14 protein-coding genes and 1 pseudogene are annotated in these 15139 nt (G+C 62.7%); 5 read left to right on the forward strand and 10 right to left on the reverse strand.

The genetic code is table 11. The features are described from left to right. Positions 1 to 6: 6 nt before the first annotated feature. Positions 7 to 1317, forward strand: coding sequence for a sorbosone dehydrogenase family protein (locus IVA95_RS01595; protein ID WP_247508901.1), 1311 nt, complete (start codon positions 7 to 9; stop codon positions 1315 to 1317). Positions 1318 to 1424: 107 nt separating this feature from the next. Here IVA95_RS01595 and IVA95_RS01600 read toward each other — a convergent pair whose 3' ends face one another. The 6 genes from IVA95_RS01600 to IVA95_RS01625 form a co-directional block, all read right to left on the reverse strand. Continuing rightward, positions 1425 to 1895: an SgcJ/EcaC family oxidoreductase gene (locus IVA95_RS01600; RefSeq protein WP_247508902.1), complete on the reverse strand. Its 471-nt coding sequence runs from the start codon at positions 1893 to 1895 to the stop codon at positions 1425 to 1427. Positions 1896 to 2223: 328 nt separating this feature from the next. Continuing rightward, a complete protein-coding gene (locus IVA95_RS01605) occupies positions 2224 to 2610 on the reverse strand; it encodes a tautomerase family protein (protein WP_247508903.1) in 387 nt (128 codons plus the stop codon). A 158-nt stretch (positions 2611 to 2768) separates the two neighbouring features. Beyond that, complete coding sequence (locus IVA95_RS01610) at positions 2769 to 3818, reverse strand: aspartate-semialdehyde dehydrogenase (RefSeq protein ID WP_247508904.1); 1050 nt, start codon at positions 3816 to 3818, stop codon at positions 2769 to 2771. Positions 3819 to 4045: 227 nt separating this feature from the next. Continuing rightward, on the reverse strand, positions 4046 to 4651 hold the full coding sequence (locus tag IVA95_RS01615; protein WP_247508905.1) for a PepSY domain-containing protein: 606 nt from the start codon (positions 4649 to 4651) through the stop codon (positions 4046 to 4048). 273 nt (positions 4652 to 4924) lie between these two features. Continuing rightward, entirely contained in the window at positions 4925 to 5665 is a 741-nt protein-coding gene (locus IVA95_RS01620) for a TetR/AcrR family transcriptional regulator (protein WP_247508906.1), read from the reverse strand. A gap of 313 nt (positions 5666 to 5978) precedes the next feature. Then, on the reverse strand, positions 5979 to 7157 hold the full coding sequence (locus tag IVA95_RS01625) for a patatin-like phospholipase family protein (protein ID WP_247508907.1): 1179 nt from the start codon (positions 7155 to 7157) through the stop codon (positions 5979 to 5981). A 198-nt stretch (positions 7158 to 7355) separates the two neighbouring features. On the opposite strand from IVA95_RS01625, the gene tgt reads away from it, so the two are divergent. Next, complete coding sequence (tgt, locus tag IVA95_RS01630) at positions 7356 to 8504, forward strand: tRNA guanosine(34) transglycosylase Tgt (protein WP_247508908.1); 1149 nt, start codon at positions 7356 to 7358, stop codon at positions 8502 to 8504. Between the two features lie 30 nt (positions 8505 to 8534). On the opposite strand, the gene IVA95_RS01635 is transcribed toward tgt, so the two are convergent. Then, positions 8535 to 9758, reverse strand: a complete 1224-nt coding sequence (locus IVA95_RS01635; protein WP_247508909.1) for an MFS transporter — start codon at positions 9756 to 9758, stop codon at positions 8535 to 8537. A 55-nt stretch (positions 9759 to 9813) separates the two neighbouring features. Here IVA95_RS01635 and IVA95_RS01640 point away from each other — a divergent pair, with 55 nt between their 5' ends. Beyond that, positions 9814 to 10428: an Ada metal-binding domain-containing protein gene (locus tag IVA95_RS01640; RefSeq protein WP_247508910.1), complete on the forward strand. Its 615-nt coding sequence runs from the start codon at positions 9814 to 9816 to the stop codon at positions 10426 to 10428. Between the two features lie 128 nt (positions 10429 to 10556). On the opposite strand, the gene IVA95_RS01645 is transcribed toward IVA95_RS01640, so the two are convergent. Next, positions 10557 to 10772: a hypothetical protein gene (locus tag IVA95_RS01645; RefSeq protein WP_247508911.1), complete on the reverse strand. Its 216-nt coding sequence runs from the start codon at positions 10770 to 10772 to the stop codon at positions 10557 to 10559. A 234-nt stretch (positions 10773 to 11006) separates the two neighbouring features. On the opposite strand from IVA95_RS01645, the gene cysK reads away from it, so the two are divergent. Further along, a complete protein-coding gene (gene cysK, locus IVA95_RS01650; RefSeq protein WP_247508912.1) occupies positions 11007 to 11984 on the forward strand; it encodes a cysteine synthase A in 978 nt (325 codons plus the stop codon). A 2-nt stretch (positions 11985 to 11986) separates the two neighbouring features. Next, positions 11987 to 12226, forward strand: coding sequence for a BrnA antitoxin family protein (locus IVA95_RS01655; protein WP_247508913.1), 240 nt, complete (start codon positions 11987 to 11989; stop codon positions 12224 to 12226). Positions 12227 to 12528: 302 nt separating this feature from the next. Here IVA95_RS01655 and IVA95_RS01660 read toward each other — a convergent pair whose 3' ends face one another. Further along, on the reverse strand, positions 12529 to 13956 hold the full coding sequence (locus IVA95_RS01660; protein WP_247508914.1) for a caspase family protein: 1428 nt from the start codon (positions 13954 to 13956) through the stop codon (positions 12529 to 12531). Positions 13957 to 14130: 174 nt separating this feature from the next. Beyond that, positions 14131 to 15005 (reverse strand): annotated as a pseudogene (locus IVA95_RS01665) (DMT family transporter). Positions 15006 to 15139 lie beyond the last annotated feature (134 nt).

Raw genomic sequence — 15139 nt, forward strand, 5'->3', positions numbered from 1 at the left:
CCTTACATGAACTTTTCCGGCATTTTTGCGCGAATAGTCGCGCTGATCGGCGCCGCTGCGCTGCTGTGGCGCCGTCTGCAGGGATCCGTGCCTAAACCGGCCTGGGGCAACACGCCGGCAATTCCGGCGGCGAAGCCGCAAGGCGCGATCCCGACGCTGAAGATGCCGACGGCGCAGGGCTGGAGGGAGGGACAGAAGCCGACCGCGGCCCCCGGCCTCAAGGTCAACGCGTTTGCGTCAGGCCTGGACCATCCGCGCTGGATCAACGTGCTGCCCAATGGCGACGTTCTCATCGCCGAGGCGACGCAGATCCCGGGCCCCATCAGGACCGTGTTTCATTATGCGATGCAGGCGACGATGCGGCGCGCCGCGGCACTCGGCGTCAGCGCCAACCGCATCACGCTGTTGCGCGATCGCGACGGCGACGGCGTTGCGGAGGGGCGCGGGATCTTCATGGAGGGACTAAGCCAGCCGTTCGGCATGGCGCTGGTGGGCGACACCTTCTACGTCGGCAACACCGACGGCGTGGTCGCCTTTCCCTATGTCGCGGGCGCGGACCGCATCAGCGCCGAGGGGCGAAAACTCGTGGCGTTCAAGCCCGGCGGTCATTGGACGCGGAGCCTGCTGCCGAGCGCGGATGGCAAAAAGCTCTATGCCGGCGTCGGCTCGCTCAGCAACATCGCCGAGAGCGGCATGGAGGTCGAGCAAGGCCGCGCCGCGATCTATGAGCTCGATCTGGCGAATGGCACGAGCCGCATCTTTGCAAGCGGCCTGCGCAACGCTGTGGGTCTCGCCTGGGAGCCCAACACGGGCGTGCTCTGGACCGTGGTCAACGAGCGCGATGGGCTGGGTGACGAAACGCCGCCGGACTATCTGACCTCAGTGCGCGACGGCGGCTTCTACGGCTGGCCCTATTGCTACTGGGGGCAGACGGTGGACGATCGGGTGCCGCAGGATCCGGCAATGGTCGCCAAGGCAATCACGCCGGACTATGCGCTCGGCGGCCACACCGCCTCGCTCGGTCTGTGCTGGATGCCGGCAGGCACGCTGCCCGGTTTTCCTGACGGCATGGTGATCGGCCAGCACGGCTCCTGGAATCGCAGCACGCTGAGCGGCTACGCCGTCGTGTTCGTGCCGTTCGAGAACGGCCGGCCATCCGGTCCGGCGCGGGATATTCTGACGGGTTTCCTCGCGCCCGACGAGAAGGTCTCCTACGGACGACCGGTCGGCGTCACGCTCGGTCCCGACAGCTCGCTGCTGGTGGCTGATGATGTCGGCAACGTCATCTGGCGCGTGACGGGCGATCGAGGTGGCTGAGCCGGCTCGGCTCGTGGGCTGCGACCGCGGCTCCGGATCAATCCAGACGAGCCGCGACCCGGCTGCAGCGGAGTTCCTACCGATATCACCAATTGAAAGCTGGTGAGCTATTTCGGTGTTGAGGGCATGGCCGAGGAATGGTGGTCGACGATCAGCCAACGCTCGCCGTTCTTGACGTAAGTGAAACTGTAACGCGCGGGCAAGGTCTTCGCCTCGCCATCCCTGACATAGGAGAACGTGTAGTAGCCAGTGTTGATCGCCGCATTCCCGTACACGCGGACCAATTGATCGCCGAAGGCGACCTTCAGGCCGGGCAGAACCTTGAAGGCGTTCACGAAATAATCTTGTAGCGCCGCCCGATCGGAACGCACGGTCGGCGACAGCGTGCCCCAGAGCACGGCGTCGTCCGCATAGAGCGTCAAGACTTTTTCGGGATCGCCTCCGCCAATAGCTTGCCCCCATGCCGAGGCCGCTGCCGCTACCGCCGTTTTTGGTTCGACCAAAGCGCTGGAGCCAAAGGATAGCAGCACCATGCACAGGGCAAGCGCTGCACTAGCTGCTCTTGTAAATGATCGCATGACGCACTCCCTTGCGAATACGGCCAGATATGAGACGGCCTCTTGCAATGCGAGCGATTAGACTTGCGTGGTTTGGCGTCAGGTAATCGATGTCACCTGGGCTCATAAATTGAACTTGAACTGTCCCAACCTGGCTTGACCGTGTTTCGTGACCTCACACGAGTGAAACTACATCATCCGCGACCGGCGAACCATAAGTCAGAGCGGTTGACTTACCAGAGAGCAAAAGGTCGATGTCCCATTGGATCAAGATGGGCACTGATTGAGAAGTGCGTAGTGGCTTGCGCTTCCGAAGTGACCAGCGATGCCTACGTGGCGCGGGCGGTGGTCAGACGTCAATGCGGAATCCAAGATCGATCTCGGAAGCAGGTTGGCCGCCGCGCAGGCCCCAGTCTTCGGGAGGAGCCTCAATCAGAACGATCTTGATTTCACTCGCTGGCACTCCGAGGTCATGCAGATTGGCAACCAATGCCTGATAGAGCGACCTTTTCGCGTCCAGAGATCGCCCGGAAAACAGCACGACTTCGATGCGCGTGTACCGCTCAGATCGCCCGGTAGGAATAATCCTTCTATTCGCATCATACAGGTCCAGCACGATATCGCGGTCGTAATCGGGGATTTTCAGCGCAGAGAGGAGAGCATTCTGAACGGCTTCAAGAACGCTGGCCTCGCGGCCTCTCGCCCAGCTTCCTGTCGTGATCCGCGTGCTTGGCATGGTGGTCTTCCCAAATTCGTGTGCGTGTCGAAACAGCGTCGCGCGTCGTTAGCTGTATGGCGGGCCAAGCGAAGCGTGCCCACCATCGCGAGCCAGAGCGCTCGACGATGGGCACGGCGCAAGAGCGCCTTTGCCCACCCTCACATCATCTCGCCACTTCACGCCATCGCGCGCTGCGGCAGCAATTCCGCGATCTGAATCGCATTCAGCGCCGCGCCCTTGAGGAGCTGGTCGGCCGACACGAACATCGAGATCGAGTGGCCGGAAGCGTCGCTGAGATCCTTCCTGATACGACCGACGAGCACATCGTCCTGGCCTGACGCATCGATCGGCATCGGGAAATAGTTCTTCGCCCGGTCGTCGACGATTCTGACGCCTGGCGCCTTCGACAGGATCGCGCGCACTTCATCCTCGGTGATCGGCTTTTCGCATTCGAAGGTGATCACCTCGCAATGGGCGCGCAGCACCGGAACGCGGACGCAGGTGACGCCGATGGCGATCTTGTCGTCCTCGAAGATCTTGCGGGTCTCCTTGATCACCTTGGTCTCTTCGTCGTTGTAGCCGGTCTCGGGATCGATCGCCGTGTTGTGGCTGAAGACGTTGAACGCATAAGGCAGCGGGATCACCTTTGGCGTGAACGGCCGGCCGTCGAGATAGGCGCGAGTCGACTCCACGAGCTCTTCCATGGCGGCCGCACCTGCGCCGCTCGCCGCCTGATAGGTCGAGACGATCATGCGCTTGATGCGGTTCTGGCGGTGGATCGGCCACAGCGGCACCAGCGCTGTTATCGCCGAGCAGTTCGGATTGGCGATGATGCCCCTGTGGTCGCGGATGCGGCCCGCGTTGATCTCGGGGATCACCAGCGGCACGTTCAGGTGCATCCGGAACGCCGAGGAATTGTCGACCACGACCGCGCCGGCCTTCACGGCGGCGGGTGCGAACTTGCGCGAGATGCTGCCGCCGGCCGAGAACAGCGCGATGTCGACGCCCTCAAACGACTTTTCAGTGAGCTCCTCGATGATGATCTTCTCGCCGCGGAAATCGATGGTCTTGCCGGCCGAGCGGGCGCTCGCCAGCGCCTTGAGCTTGCCGACCGGAAAAGCGCGCCTGTCCATGGTGGCGATGAATTCGGCGCCGACCGCGCCGGTTACGCCGACGATGGCAACAACGGGTTGATAGCTCACGGGTCTGTCCTCTGGGTTAAGCATGTGTTTGCGGGCAATAAAAAAGCCCCGGTCCTTTTCAGGCGGGGCTTCGGTTCAGATAATGCGATCGTTCGACTACGCGCGCACGGCTCCCGAGCCCCCGGAGGGTGCTTTGGTTTTCGTGGTCGCTTTGGTCGAAGTCGTCATGGCGCGGACTTATGCGGCAGCTCGGGGCCGCCGTCAACGGCTTTTCGCCCCATCCGGGCTGCAATGGTGGCAGACGAGCTCCGTCATGGCCGCCTTGCGGCGCCAGGAGGCTCGAGGATCACCTCTTTCAGGTCGTTGCCACTCATGACGACGATCGCGAAACTCACCCGGCCGCGTTCGCGGATCAACCCGCCGCTGATAGCCTTGCCCGACGCCGCGTGCTCGGCAACGCGAACGGCATCTGCCAGGCGCTGCCGGATTGTCTTGAGTGCAACGAGGTTGCTGCGGTCCTCGGCGTCGAACTCCTTCAGGGGCAGTGCGGCTTCGCCGCCGACGATCTTGCCAGTCGTCGCGTCGATGGCGTGGTGCCAGATGCGGTCGTTGTGAAGAGTTTTGACGCGGTAGACCGGTGAATCCGGGGCACCGTCGAAGCTGACATCGGCCGTCGTCGCGCCGGCATGCAGGGCTTCCGCGATGGCCATCGCCTGGGTCAGCGAGACCGCCGACCCGCGGAAAAGCGCGAGCTCGCGGTCAACCGCCTGCTGGTCGGACGCGGCGCCATCCTCGGTCTCATTGCGAAGCGAGGCGGGTTCACCGGTCGGCGACGCGGTGGCATAGATCGGAGCAGGGAGGATGATCGCCACCAGGATTGCTGCAAGCAACGGTCTCCAAGATCTCGGCGCATGCATTGCGCAGTCTCCATCCATGAGCCTGTCTCTGCCGGCGGTTGGGCCGGATCGTCTCGAAGAAAGCGCGGCCGACCCTTTGGAGGCATACGGGTCGGCCGCGGAACGTCGCAAGTACCGTCGTTTTGCGACGATCGAAGCGGCGCGCGCCCCCGCTGGGACCACTGAAAGCGGAAACCGCACTTCGCTTGCAACAAAACCATACCGTATCGTTTTGTTTTGGTCAACGATGCTGCTGTGGCGTAACGCACGTGAAACGCGGTTCTCACGGAATTGTCAGCGGGAAGGGCGCCGCCGAATGGTTCCTTTGGGGGTGGACTGAACGCGGCTCGATGGCCCAAGCGCACCGGCCAGGAACAGCCTGATCGCCGAGCGCATGCGCTTCTCGGCGGATTTCATCTCCAGCGGCGTTCCGAACGTTGCCATCCGGTGCGCGTGACCGACGACCATGTCGAGAAAGACCTCAGCCGCGATGCGAGTATCCTCGACGTCCATGGCGCCTTGTGCGACCAAATGATCAAAGAAGCGCGCAGTCGTGGAAACCGCCTTCAACCAGCCCTCTTCCTTGCCAAGTTTGGCAATGTCGGGAAAGTTGATGGCCTGTGACGTCATCATGCGGCTGAACGCGACGGCATCGGGTCCGCAGGTGAACGTCAGCATCTCGCGCCCGACCTCTATCAGGCGCTGCTCGACCGAAATCTCCGAGGAACGCGTGAGCTGCCCCTCCGCCGCTTCAGCAAGCGGAGCAAGCCAGCGCGCAATCTCGCGCCTCAGTACCTCCGCAAACAGTCCGCGCTTGTCGCCGTAGCGCGAATAGACGGTGGGCTTGCTGACCCGGGCTGCTTCCGCGACCGCATCAAGCGAGGTCGCATCGTAGCCCCGGTCCAAGAAAAGGCGGGTGGCGACTTCGATCAGCCGCTGATCGCGCTCGATGGCGGCGCTCTTCGTCGGCCGGCCGCCACGCGACTTCGGGACGTCTCGTCTTGCTGGTCTGGCCTTGGTCGCAGTCAATCCCATGCCCATCGATTCCTGCGCATACTCGTCATTGTTCTATAACGCGCAGTAACAGGGGCGTCATCGCGAATCTGGCCGAACCCGCTCTCCGTTCCCTGGATGCTGCGCAGCGCGCCGCGTCTTGGCGGCGTGGTGCGCTGCTGATCCGGGGCCCACTAGCTTGGGATGGGTCCCGGCTCTGCGCCGCGTCACTTCGTGCCGCGTCGCGTCCGGGACACGGAGGATGAATGTCACGCGGCTGCTCGCCCATGCCCTCGCGCCGAATTGGCCATATCGCCAACGGTCTCGGCAGGTGGTCGTTCCGCTCCAAAGCGGCTCATGGAAGCGTCGAGGTCCAGGCGCGGCCCGATGCAGCCTTCTCATAGCCATACCAATAAAGGGCGCGCATATAGGCGGTATCGAATCCCTCTGAGGGCGACGCGGGATAGTCGCGCTCAATATAGGACAGATGGAAGCCCCACCGATTGCGCTTGGCGAAATCGTATGTCGAGAAGATAACCGAGCGCGTCTGGGATTGGGTGATCGACGACAGGCTGCGAGAGGCGACATCGATCGTGCTGTTGGACACGAGCTCGAAAGTTCGTTCGAGCTTCTTGTTGACGAGGATGTAGATGTTCATCCGGCTGTTTCCGGGCAGACGTCCCTGGAGGAGCAGGGCATCCGGCAGCGTCAGGACCGGAGCAGTCACGCCGCCGTCAACATGCATCTCCTCAAAGCGCCGGCCCTGACCCTCGGCTTCGATCAGGATGGGCGGAAAGACCAGGGGAATGCTGGCGGAGGCCGCCATCACGTCGCGAAACAGGCGCAGCGCCTCGGGCGAACCGATCGCGGCGATTTTCCCCATGTCCCAAACGACCGTGCGTTGGGTGTCGAGATCCGTCGTCACCACGAGCAGTTTTCGGCCCTTGGCATTTTCGCGTGCAACGGCGGCCAGGATCTCCGGCCCGACATAGCGGGCCACCAGCTCGCGCAGTCGCGTATTGCCGAACAGGCCGGATCCGAACAGCACGCGAATGATGCTGGGATCAGCGAGCAGGCTCTCCGCTATGCCGCTGGTGTAGACCTCGCTCAACGTGCCATCATATTGGGACCCGAGAAACGCGAAAGGCGCAATCAGCCCGCCGGTGCTTACGCCTGAGACGACCGAGAAGGTCGGGCGGGTGCCGGCTGCGGTCCAGCCGTTCAACACGCCCACGCCATAGGCGCCATCGGCGCCGCCGCCGGAGAGCGCGAGATAGGTCCTGGTTGAGGAGAGATCGTCTTTCTCGAAACGGAATTTTGTGACGGGTTCGTCGGTGTAGCGCCGCAGGCCGTCGATATCGAGCACGCGGGAGCCAGAGGCATCCGCAGCGCTGTAGGGCGTCCGCGGCAGGGACGTGCAGGCGGCCAGCGCGAGGCTGCACAGCAAGACGGCTGACCTGAACAGGCGTGAGGCTGCCCTCCTGATCCGGCCGTCGGAGAGGATTGATCCAGTCAGGAAAGAGATGGAGGGCATTCGCCGTCAGTCACCGTACACGCACTTGCCGCCGCCGGACTCATCGGCCGCGGCGCCCCCTGTTTATAAAACGATACGGTATCGTTTATTTAACAAGAAGGGCACGGCGGCTCAATTGTGTCCGGCGTGGGGCACGGACTGCTCAGAACGCGCACAGGGCGGTTGATTGGCCGTTCCCGGCACGTAATAAGCAGCGCCATGAGTCTTCCCAATCATTTCGAATTGCTCGCTACCAATGGCGCAGCCCGCACCGGCCGCCTGACCACGCCGCACGGCGTGGTCCGCACACCCGCCTTTATGCCGGTGGGCACGGCGGGGGCGATGAAGGGCATGCACTGGCGCGAGGTACGCGATGCCGGCGCCGATATCGTGCTCGGCAACACCTATCATTTGATGCTGCGGCCAGGCGCCGAGCGGATCGCGGCGCTCGGAGGCTTGCAAGCCTTCACCGGGTGGAACGGGCCGATGCTGACAGATTCCGGCGGCTTCCAGGTGATGTCGCTATCGGACCTGCGCAAGGTAAGCGAAAAGGCCGTGACGTTTCGCTCGCATATCGACGGCGCCAAGGTCGAGCTGTCGCCGGAGCGTTCGATCGAGGTGCAGCGGCTGCTTGGGTCCGACATCGCCATGCAGATGGATGAGTGCGTGCGGCTTTCGCCGGACCGCAGTAACCACAGCATTACGGACATCGAGCGCGCGATGCGGTTATCGTTGCGCTGGGCGGAGCGCAGCAAGCGGGCGTTCGAGAGCGCGCCAGAAGGCTACATGCTGTTCGGCATCGTGCAGGGCGGCGACATTCCCGAGATGCGCCACATCAGCGCGCGCGAGCTGGTCGACATAGGTTTCCACGGCTACGCGATCGGCGGGCTTGCAGTGGGTGAGCCGCAGTCGGTGATGCTTGCGATGATCGAGGAAACGGCACCGGCGCTGCCTGCGGATCGTCCGCGCTATTTGATGGGTGTCGGCACGCCCGAGGATCTGCTGGAAGCAGTGGCGCGCGGCATCGACATGTTCGATTGCGTGATGCCGACAAGGAACGGGCGCCACGGCATGGCGTTCACCCGCTTCGGCCAGATCAATCTGCGGAACGCCCGCCACGCCGACGATCCGCGGCCGCTCGACGAGGAAAGCGAATGGCCGTCGGCGCGCAACATTTCGCGCGCCTATTTGCATCATCTGGTGAGGTCAGGAGAGACGCTCGGCGCGATGCTGCTGTCGGAAATCAACGTGGCCTATTACCAGCACCTGATGCAGGGCATGCGCGACGCAATCGCGAGCGGAACGTTCGAGACGTTCCAAAACAAAACGCGCGCCGGTTGGGCGAAGGGCGATATACCGCCGCGCTAGGGCGCGGATTCGCGAGGGCTAACTCGATTGTCAAGTTGAAGTCGCTGGTGCGGACCTTCGGCCAAGCAGGATGATCGCAACGGCGAGAAACTGAACCATCGCGATGAGTGCGAACGGCAATTGATAATTGGCCGTCGTGTCACGTATGGCGCCAATGATTGCCGGCGCGAATGCAAATACCCCCTGGTTGATTGCGATGATTAGTGCCACTGCGGTGCCGACATCCTCGCGTTCGAATTCCTTCTGCACGATCAATGGCGGGAGTGACGTCAGATTGCCGATGCCGAGACCGAAGAGAACGCAGCCGAGCGTAAGACCCACCCATCCAGTACTGAAAATCAGCAATAGGACGCCGCCAATCTGCACGGCAAAGTTGATCGCAGCCGCCAAACGGCGATCATGCTCACCGATCCATTTGCCAGTCAGGGTCCGGCCTATGATGGCGCATATCGTAGCCAGGCTCACAAGAGACCCTGCGTAGCTAATTCCAAGGTCCGGCGTCAGACGAGCTACCAGGTGCGCCAGCAGGCCGATCTGTGCGAACAGGCCAAGCGAGAAGGCGGCCGAAATCGTGATGAAACGTGAGGTTCGAATGATCTCAGTGCGAGTTCGTCTCGGCTTTGGGCTCGGTGCTGCCTGATGCGATGCGGCGCCGTCCGGCGCCAGGCCCATTTCGCCGGGCGATCTCGCCAAGAACCTGACGCAGAGATATGCAACCGCGGCCACCATGCAGCCTCCGACGAGGAGCGCTGCTGATGGGAAGCCGATCGATCGTATCAGGTAGACCCATATCGGCACGAACAGCACGCCGCCGACGCTGGCGCCATTGAATGCAAGGGCGATCGCCATCGGCCGGTCGCGATCGAACCATTTTGCCACGATGGCGTTCAGCGCTGCTCCGCTCGTCATGGCCCAACCAGCCCCGCTCGGGATAGCCGCGACGAACAACTGCCACGGCTCGCGTGCGCCGGACCAAAAAATCAGGCCTGTCGCCGTTGCGACCGCTCCAATGAACGTCGTTACAGCGATCCCCAGTCGGCGATGAATCTCCGGCAGGTACGCTATGATGATTGCGCTGACCAAGAAGTGAGCCGTGATAGCCATTGAAATCTTCGAGATGGGCCAGCCTCGCGATTCGTGTAGCGACTGGAGAAATACCGAAGGACCGTAGAACCCGATGCCCCAGGCGAACACAGCGATCGCAAACGCCGACCAGGCAACCGACCATCCAAAGAACCGGCTCGCCGCGACCATTGTCTCTGTTCTCCCTAAACATAAGATGAGCACGACCTAGCATCAGGAGCGCGCAATGGCTCGCCGCAAACGGACTCCGTCGTCGGCAAGGGCCGAGCTTGGCAATCTGGATGTCGCAGTTTGCGAGCGGGCTCGCGTCACGCGTGATCGACGGTTTGACGGCCGGTTCTTTTCTGGTGTCCGGACAACGCGCATTTACTGCCGTCCGGTCTGTCCGGTTCGCCCGGCGAAGGCGGAGAACGTGTCCTTTTATCCGTCTGCAGCGGCGGCGGAGCGCGCCGGATTTCGGCCGTGCCTGCGGTGCCGGCCGGAGACGGCGCCGTTCTCTCCGGCATGGAAGGGCTCATTGGCGACGGTCGAACGCGCGATGCGACTCATCGCCAAGGGGGCACTCGATGGGGCGCCTGTTGAAGCGCTCGCGGCCAGCCTTGGCGTCGGGGCGCGGCATCTATGCCGATTGTTCGACAGGCATCTCGGCGCCAGCCCAGGCCAGGTTGCCAAGACCGCACGGGTGCAGCGGGCGAAGCGACTTTTAGATGATACCGAACTGCCGATGACCGAGATTGCGTTGCTGGCTGGTTTTCGCAGCCTGCGCCGCTTCAATGCGGTCTTTGCGGAGGTGTACAAGCGGCCCCCGAGTGAAATTCGGCGGGCGCAGCGGAACGTTTAAAAACTTCAGGATCTATGCCCCATGGTCGCACTTCGCGCCGCACCGATCGGTTGGGCGGCTTCGAGGCATTCCAAAACCAAACGCGCGCCGGTTGGGCGCGCGGTGATATTGCTCCACGATAGTTTGAGTCAATTGCAGGCGAACCTCTTGACCGAATGCTTGGTCACGAAACCGTAACCGCAGGTGTCGCAGGTCCAGAGATAGCTGATCACGTTGTCGTTGAGGTAGGCTGACGCTTCCGCTGCTACCATGGTGTCGGCACACACAGGGCACGTCGGCAGATCACATCCACGCGGATCTGGTCCAAGCGGCACGGTCGACCGGACTTCAGCAAAAGCTGGCATCGTGACCTCCTAGCGATCTGAACCTCTGGCTCAGCTCACTACGAAAGTATACACCAAAATCTTTGACGATGTGGCAACACAAATGCGTTCATTTCGCGATATTTAGTGACGTTCTTGTTTTGCAATGCAGCGAATTCTTCAGCGCGTTGATTTCACCTTGCGCATCAATGCTAGCGCCTCCTAAGTAGGAACAGCCGCCAATTCCCCGCACATAGTCGTCACAGGAGTGTTGAGATGGATGCGTCGTCAGCCGCGAGTGCAGTGCAACGTCCGGGGCGGGGACGGGTCTTCGACTCCATAGTCGACGCGATCGGTGACACGCCGATCGTCCGCTTGCGTAAATTGCCGGAGGCGCATGGTGTTAGCGCAACCATTCTGGCCAAGCTCGAATATTTCAATCCCGCCGCGAGCGTGAAAGATCGCATCGGCGCGGCGATGGTGATTGCGATGGAAAAGGCCGGCGTGATCAACGCCGACACCGTGCTGATCGAGCCGACCTCCGGCAATACCGGCATTGCGCTGGCGTTTGTCGCGGCATCGCGCGGCTACCGGCTCAAGCTGGTGATGCCGGAATCGATGTCGATCGAACGGCGCAAGATGCTGGCGTTCCTCGGCGCCGAGATCATCCTGACGCCCGCCGCGCAGGGCATGAAGGGCTCGATCGCAACCGCTGAGGAACTGGTGCGGACCACGCCGAACGCCGTGATGCCGCAGCAGTTCAAGAACCTCGCTAACCCCGAAATTCACCGCCGCACCACAGCGGAAGAGATATGGAATGACACCGGCGGCAATATCGATTTCTTCGTCGCCGGCGTCGGTACCGGCGGCACCATCACCGGCGTCGGTCAGGTGCTGAAACCGCGCAAGCCGTCTTTGCGGATCGTTGCCGTCGAGCCGGAGGAAAGCCCGGTGCTGGGCGGCGGTCAGCATACGCCGCACAAGATCCAGGGCATTGGCGCCGGCTTCGTGCCGGACATTCTGGATCGCTCTGTGATCGATGAGATCGTCAGGGTCGACGGCCCGACGGCGATCGAAATCTCGCGTGCGCTGGCGCGCATGGAAGGCATTCCCGGCGGCATCTCCTCAGGCGCTGCGATCGCGGCGGCGCTTGCGATCGGCAAGCGTCCCGAGAGCGCCGGCAAGACCATTTTGGCTGTCGTGCCGTCATTCTCCGAACGGTATTTGTCGACGGCCTTGTTTGAAGGAATTTAGCGATGGCGGACCAGCCGCGGCGGCCGAGAACCCTAAACGATGCGCGCACCGAAGCCGAGGCCGCATTCAAGCGCGCGACCGCCAAGGTGGCGCAAGCACCGGCCAAACAAGCCGCCATTCCCGGCGCGCGCGAGCAGGTCACACTGCGGATCGATCAGGATGTGCTGGAATGGTTTCAGGAGGGTGGTCCAGGTTGGCAGGATCGCATCAACGAGGCGCTGCGAAAGGCTGCAGGCAAATAGAACGCTCTTAGAGCATGATGAAATTGAGTTTGATTGCGACCACGAAGAAGGTGCGCTCCCTCTCCCGCTTGCGGGGGAGGGCTGGGGTGGGTGTCTCCGCGGGCGACACTGCCCGAGTGGAGAGAGCCCCCACCCGGCGCTTCGCGCCGACCTCCCCCGCAAGCGGGAGAGGTAAAGCGCGTCTGCGGCCAAATCGATCTAACCAAAAATCACTATTGCTCGAGGCTGCATTGATCTGCGGCATGCAAAATGAAAAGGCCCGGGATGATCCCGGGCCTTTTTGGCAGATGGGTCGCTTGCCGTCAGCGCAGCATGCCGCCGACGACGCCGCCGATGAAGCGTCCGGCACCGGCCGGATCGGGGCCGGGGTTGCTGTACTGGCGCTGCGGCGGGGGCTGCTGCGGCTGCGCTTGAGGCTGCGCCTGAACGGTGCTGGGGGCGCGGCGCTTGGGAGCGGGACGCTCCTCATCGGAACTCGCAGTCGGTGCGGCCGCCACGATCTCCGTCAGCAGCGCCTTGTGCTGCAGCCTGTTCAGATAGCCGCTCTTCGGATAGCCACGCGCCGCTTGCCAGCGCGTGATCACGGCGCGCGTCGGGGCGTCGAACTGGCCGGTGACCTTGGTATCGAAACCGAGCCCGTTGAGGCGGCGCTGCACGTCGCGGCGCTGGCCTTTGTCGAGGCCGATCTGGTCCTCGGTGGTCTGGTTTGCTTCTTCCTTGAAGGTCGCGGGATCGATGCCCGTGCTCAGGTTGCGGGTCGCATCCTTTGCGCCGCTCTCGAGCGAGGCAATCCGCGACAGCGCCAGCGAGCGGAACTGACCGTTAGGATAGTTGGTCAGGTAGGCGTTGAACTCTTCCGGCTTGTTGGAATCCTTGATCGAGCGCCAGAACTCCAGTTCGACGTCGGACCCCGGCTTTGCACCTGACGCCGGTGCTGCAGCCGCCACGGCGCCGGGCGCGGGCGCGCCGTTCAGGTAGACCGCGCCGATCAGGTTGGTATGACCCCAGGGGAGCTGACCCTTGTTGGTCTCTTCGTTGACCTGGGCACGGACCTTGGTCATCGCCTGCTGGATCTCGACGCCGGGCTGGGTGAGGTTGGCGAGCAGGGCGCGCGTGAACGGGCTGTTGCCGCCTTCCTGGCCGTCGAGCGCGGTCTGGCCCGGGCCGGTCGCAAACGCGATCAGCGTGCCTTCGCCAGACTTCATTTCGGCCAGACCGGTCTGCACATTGACGCTGCGGGTGGCGGAGTTCGACTTGATCTTGGCTGCGAACGGATTGTCGCGGCAGGCGTCAAGGAACACCAGCTTGACCTTGGCATCGCCCATGGTCTGCTCGAGGGTGAGGTCGATATTGATCGCGGCGCCAAGCTTGACGTCCATTTCGGACTTGATGTCGGCGTCGATCGGCAACAGGTAGTTGGTGCCGGAGATCGCAATGCCGTGGCCGGCATAGAAGAACAGCGCGACGTCGGCGCCTTGCGCCTTCTTGCCGAAGTCGAGCAGACGTTCGGTCATCTTGTCGCGCGTGAGATTGGAACCTTCGACCACCTCGAATCCGACATTGCGCAGCGCGGCGGCCATCGCCTTGGCATCGACCGACGGGTTCGGCAGCGGTGCAACGTTCTTGTAGGTGCCGTTGCCGACGACGAAAGCGACGCGCTTTTCGGCTTGAGCGGTTCCGGCCGCAAAGGCCATGCATATGACGGACAAAATGAGCGTTGGGTAACGCATATGAAATCCCCCTGCAGAATCAACAAAGGCTTTGGCTGTAACGCTGGCTGGACATTACAAATATCGCCCGCTTCGCACCACAAAAAAGCAGCCGAACGGCCAAATCTGGAGCCATCCGTTACCGTCGCGACACGCGGCGTAGCGTGATCTAGATCACAGCCCGGGAAATAAACTTCAGCCTTGCACGCGCGTAGGCGAAGGATTCGGTTTCAGGTTCAACAGATTGCCAGTGAGGATCAGCGCCGCGCCGAGCACGGTGAATGCATCCAGCCGTTCCGAATAGATCAGCCAGCCGGCGGCGGCGCTTAAAGGAACGCGCAGAAAATCCATCGGGATCACCACGGTGGCATCCGCGTGCAGCATGGCGCGCGCCATGCAGTAGTGGGAAAACGTGCCGCAAAACGCGATTACCACCACCCAGCCCCAGAGGTGGGCGGGCGGCCATGTCCAGACGTAGAGCGCGGGGAAGAGACCGGCCGCCGACTGTACCACCCGCATCCAGAACAGGATCGAGAGTGTCTGCTCGGTCCGGGTCAGCGACTTGACCATCGCCACCGAAACGCCGAACCCGACCGCGGCTGCCAGTGCGATCAACTGCCCGGGATTGATCTCGCTTGCAGCGGGGCGACGATCACGAAGACGCCGACGATTCCGAGCACGATCGCGGCAATCTTCCAGGGTGTCATCCGCTCGCCGAGAAACGTCGCGGCCAGGATCGCAGTCCAGATCGGCATGGTGAATTCAGTCGCCACCACCTGACCGAGGGGGATCAGCGTCAGCGCAAGGAACCAGCCTAGCTGCGCGCCGTAGTGAATGAGGTTGCGCGCAACGTGCTGCGGCAGCCGCGCCGTCTTCATCATGGCAAATCCGCCCCTGGCGCGGATCAGCGGGTACAGCATCAGGAAGCCGAGGACCGAGCGCATCTCCATGAGCTGGAACACGTTGATCTCGCGCGCCGCTTCGCGTCCGGCGATCGCGATGATCAGCATCAGGGTCAGCCAGCCGGCCATCCACAGCGCGGCCAGGGTTTTTGAGGGTGTGCGGTCCATTCGCGGGGAGATCGTTGAGGGCAGGCCGGTATCGGCGAGCGCGCCACGATTTGCAACGCGCAAATGCGCGGGGGCAGCGATGCACGCCTTCGCAATTTCGCTGTGGGAGCGGCTCCCGGTTCAGTGCTAAGAGC

Origin of the sequence: Bradyrhizobium sp. 157, assembly GCF_023073815.1 — a bacterium.
Lineage (GTDB): Bacteria > Pseudomonadota > Alphaproteobacteria > Rhizobiales > Xanthobacteraceae > Bradyrhizobium.

Excerpts from the sequence above, each read along its gene's own strand:
- IVA95_RS01595 (WP_247508901.1), top strand. The coding sequence starts at position 7 with ATGAACTTTTCCGGCATTTTTGCGCGAATAGTCGCGCTGATCGGCGCC.
- IVA95_RS01600 (WP_247508902.1), bottom strand. The coding sequence starts at position 1,895 with ATGCGATCATTTACAAGAGCAGCTAGTGCAGCGCTTGCCCTGTGCATG.
- IVA95_RS01605 (WP_247508903.1), bottom strand. The coding sequence starts at position 2,610 with ATGCCAAGCACGCGGATCACGACAGGAAGCTGGGCGAGAGGCCGCGAG.
- IVA95_RS01615 (WP_247508905.1), bottom strand. The coding sequence starts at position 4,651 with ATGCATGCGCCGAGATCTTGGAGACCGTTGCTTGCAGCAATCCTGGTG.
- IVA95_RS01660 (WP_247508914.1), bottom strand. The coding sequence starts at position 13,956 with ATGCGTTACCCAACGCTCATTTTGTCCGTCATATGCATGGCCTTTGCG.
- IVA95_RS01640 (WP_247508910.1), top strand. The coding sequence starts at position 9,814 with ATGGCTCGCCGCAAACGGACTCCGTCGTCGGCAAGGGCCGAGCTTGGC.
- IVA95_RS01610 (WP_247508904.1), bottom strand. The coding sequence starts at position 3,818 with ATGCTTAACCCAGAGGACAGACCCGTGAGCTATCAACCCGTTGTTGCC.
- IVA95_RS01620 (WP_247508906.1), bottom strand. The coding sequence starts at position 5,665 with ATGGGATTGACTGCGACCAAGGCCAGACCAGCAAGACGAGACGTCCCG.
- IVA95_RS01635 (WP_247508909.1), bottom strand. The coding sequence starts at position 9,758 with ATGGTCGCGGCGAGCCGGTTCTTTGGATGGTCGGTTGCCTGGTCGGCG.
- IVA95_RS01625 (WP_247508907.1), bottom strand. The coding sequence starts at position 7,157 with ATGCCCTCCATCTCTTTCCTGACTGGATCAATCCTCTCCGACGGCCGG.
- IVA95_RS01645 (WP_247508911.1), bottom strand. The coding sequence starts at position 10,772 with ATGCCAGCTTTTGCTGAAGTCCGGTCGACCGTGCCGCTTGGACCAGAT.
- cysK (WP_247508912.1), top strand. The coding sequence starts at position 11,007 with ATGGATGCGTCGTCAGCCGCGAGTGCAGTGCAACGTCCGGGGCGGGGA.
- IVA95_RS01655 (WP_247508913.1), top strand. The coding sequence starts at position 11,987 with ATGGCGGACCAGCCGCGGCGGCCGAGAACCCTAAACGATGCGCGCACC.
- tgt (WP_247508908.1), top strand. The coding sequence starts at position 7,356 with ATGAGTCTTCCCAATCATTTCGAATTGCTCGCTACCAATGGCGCAGCC.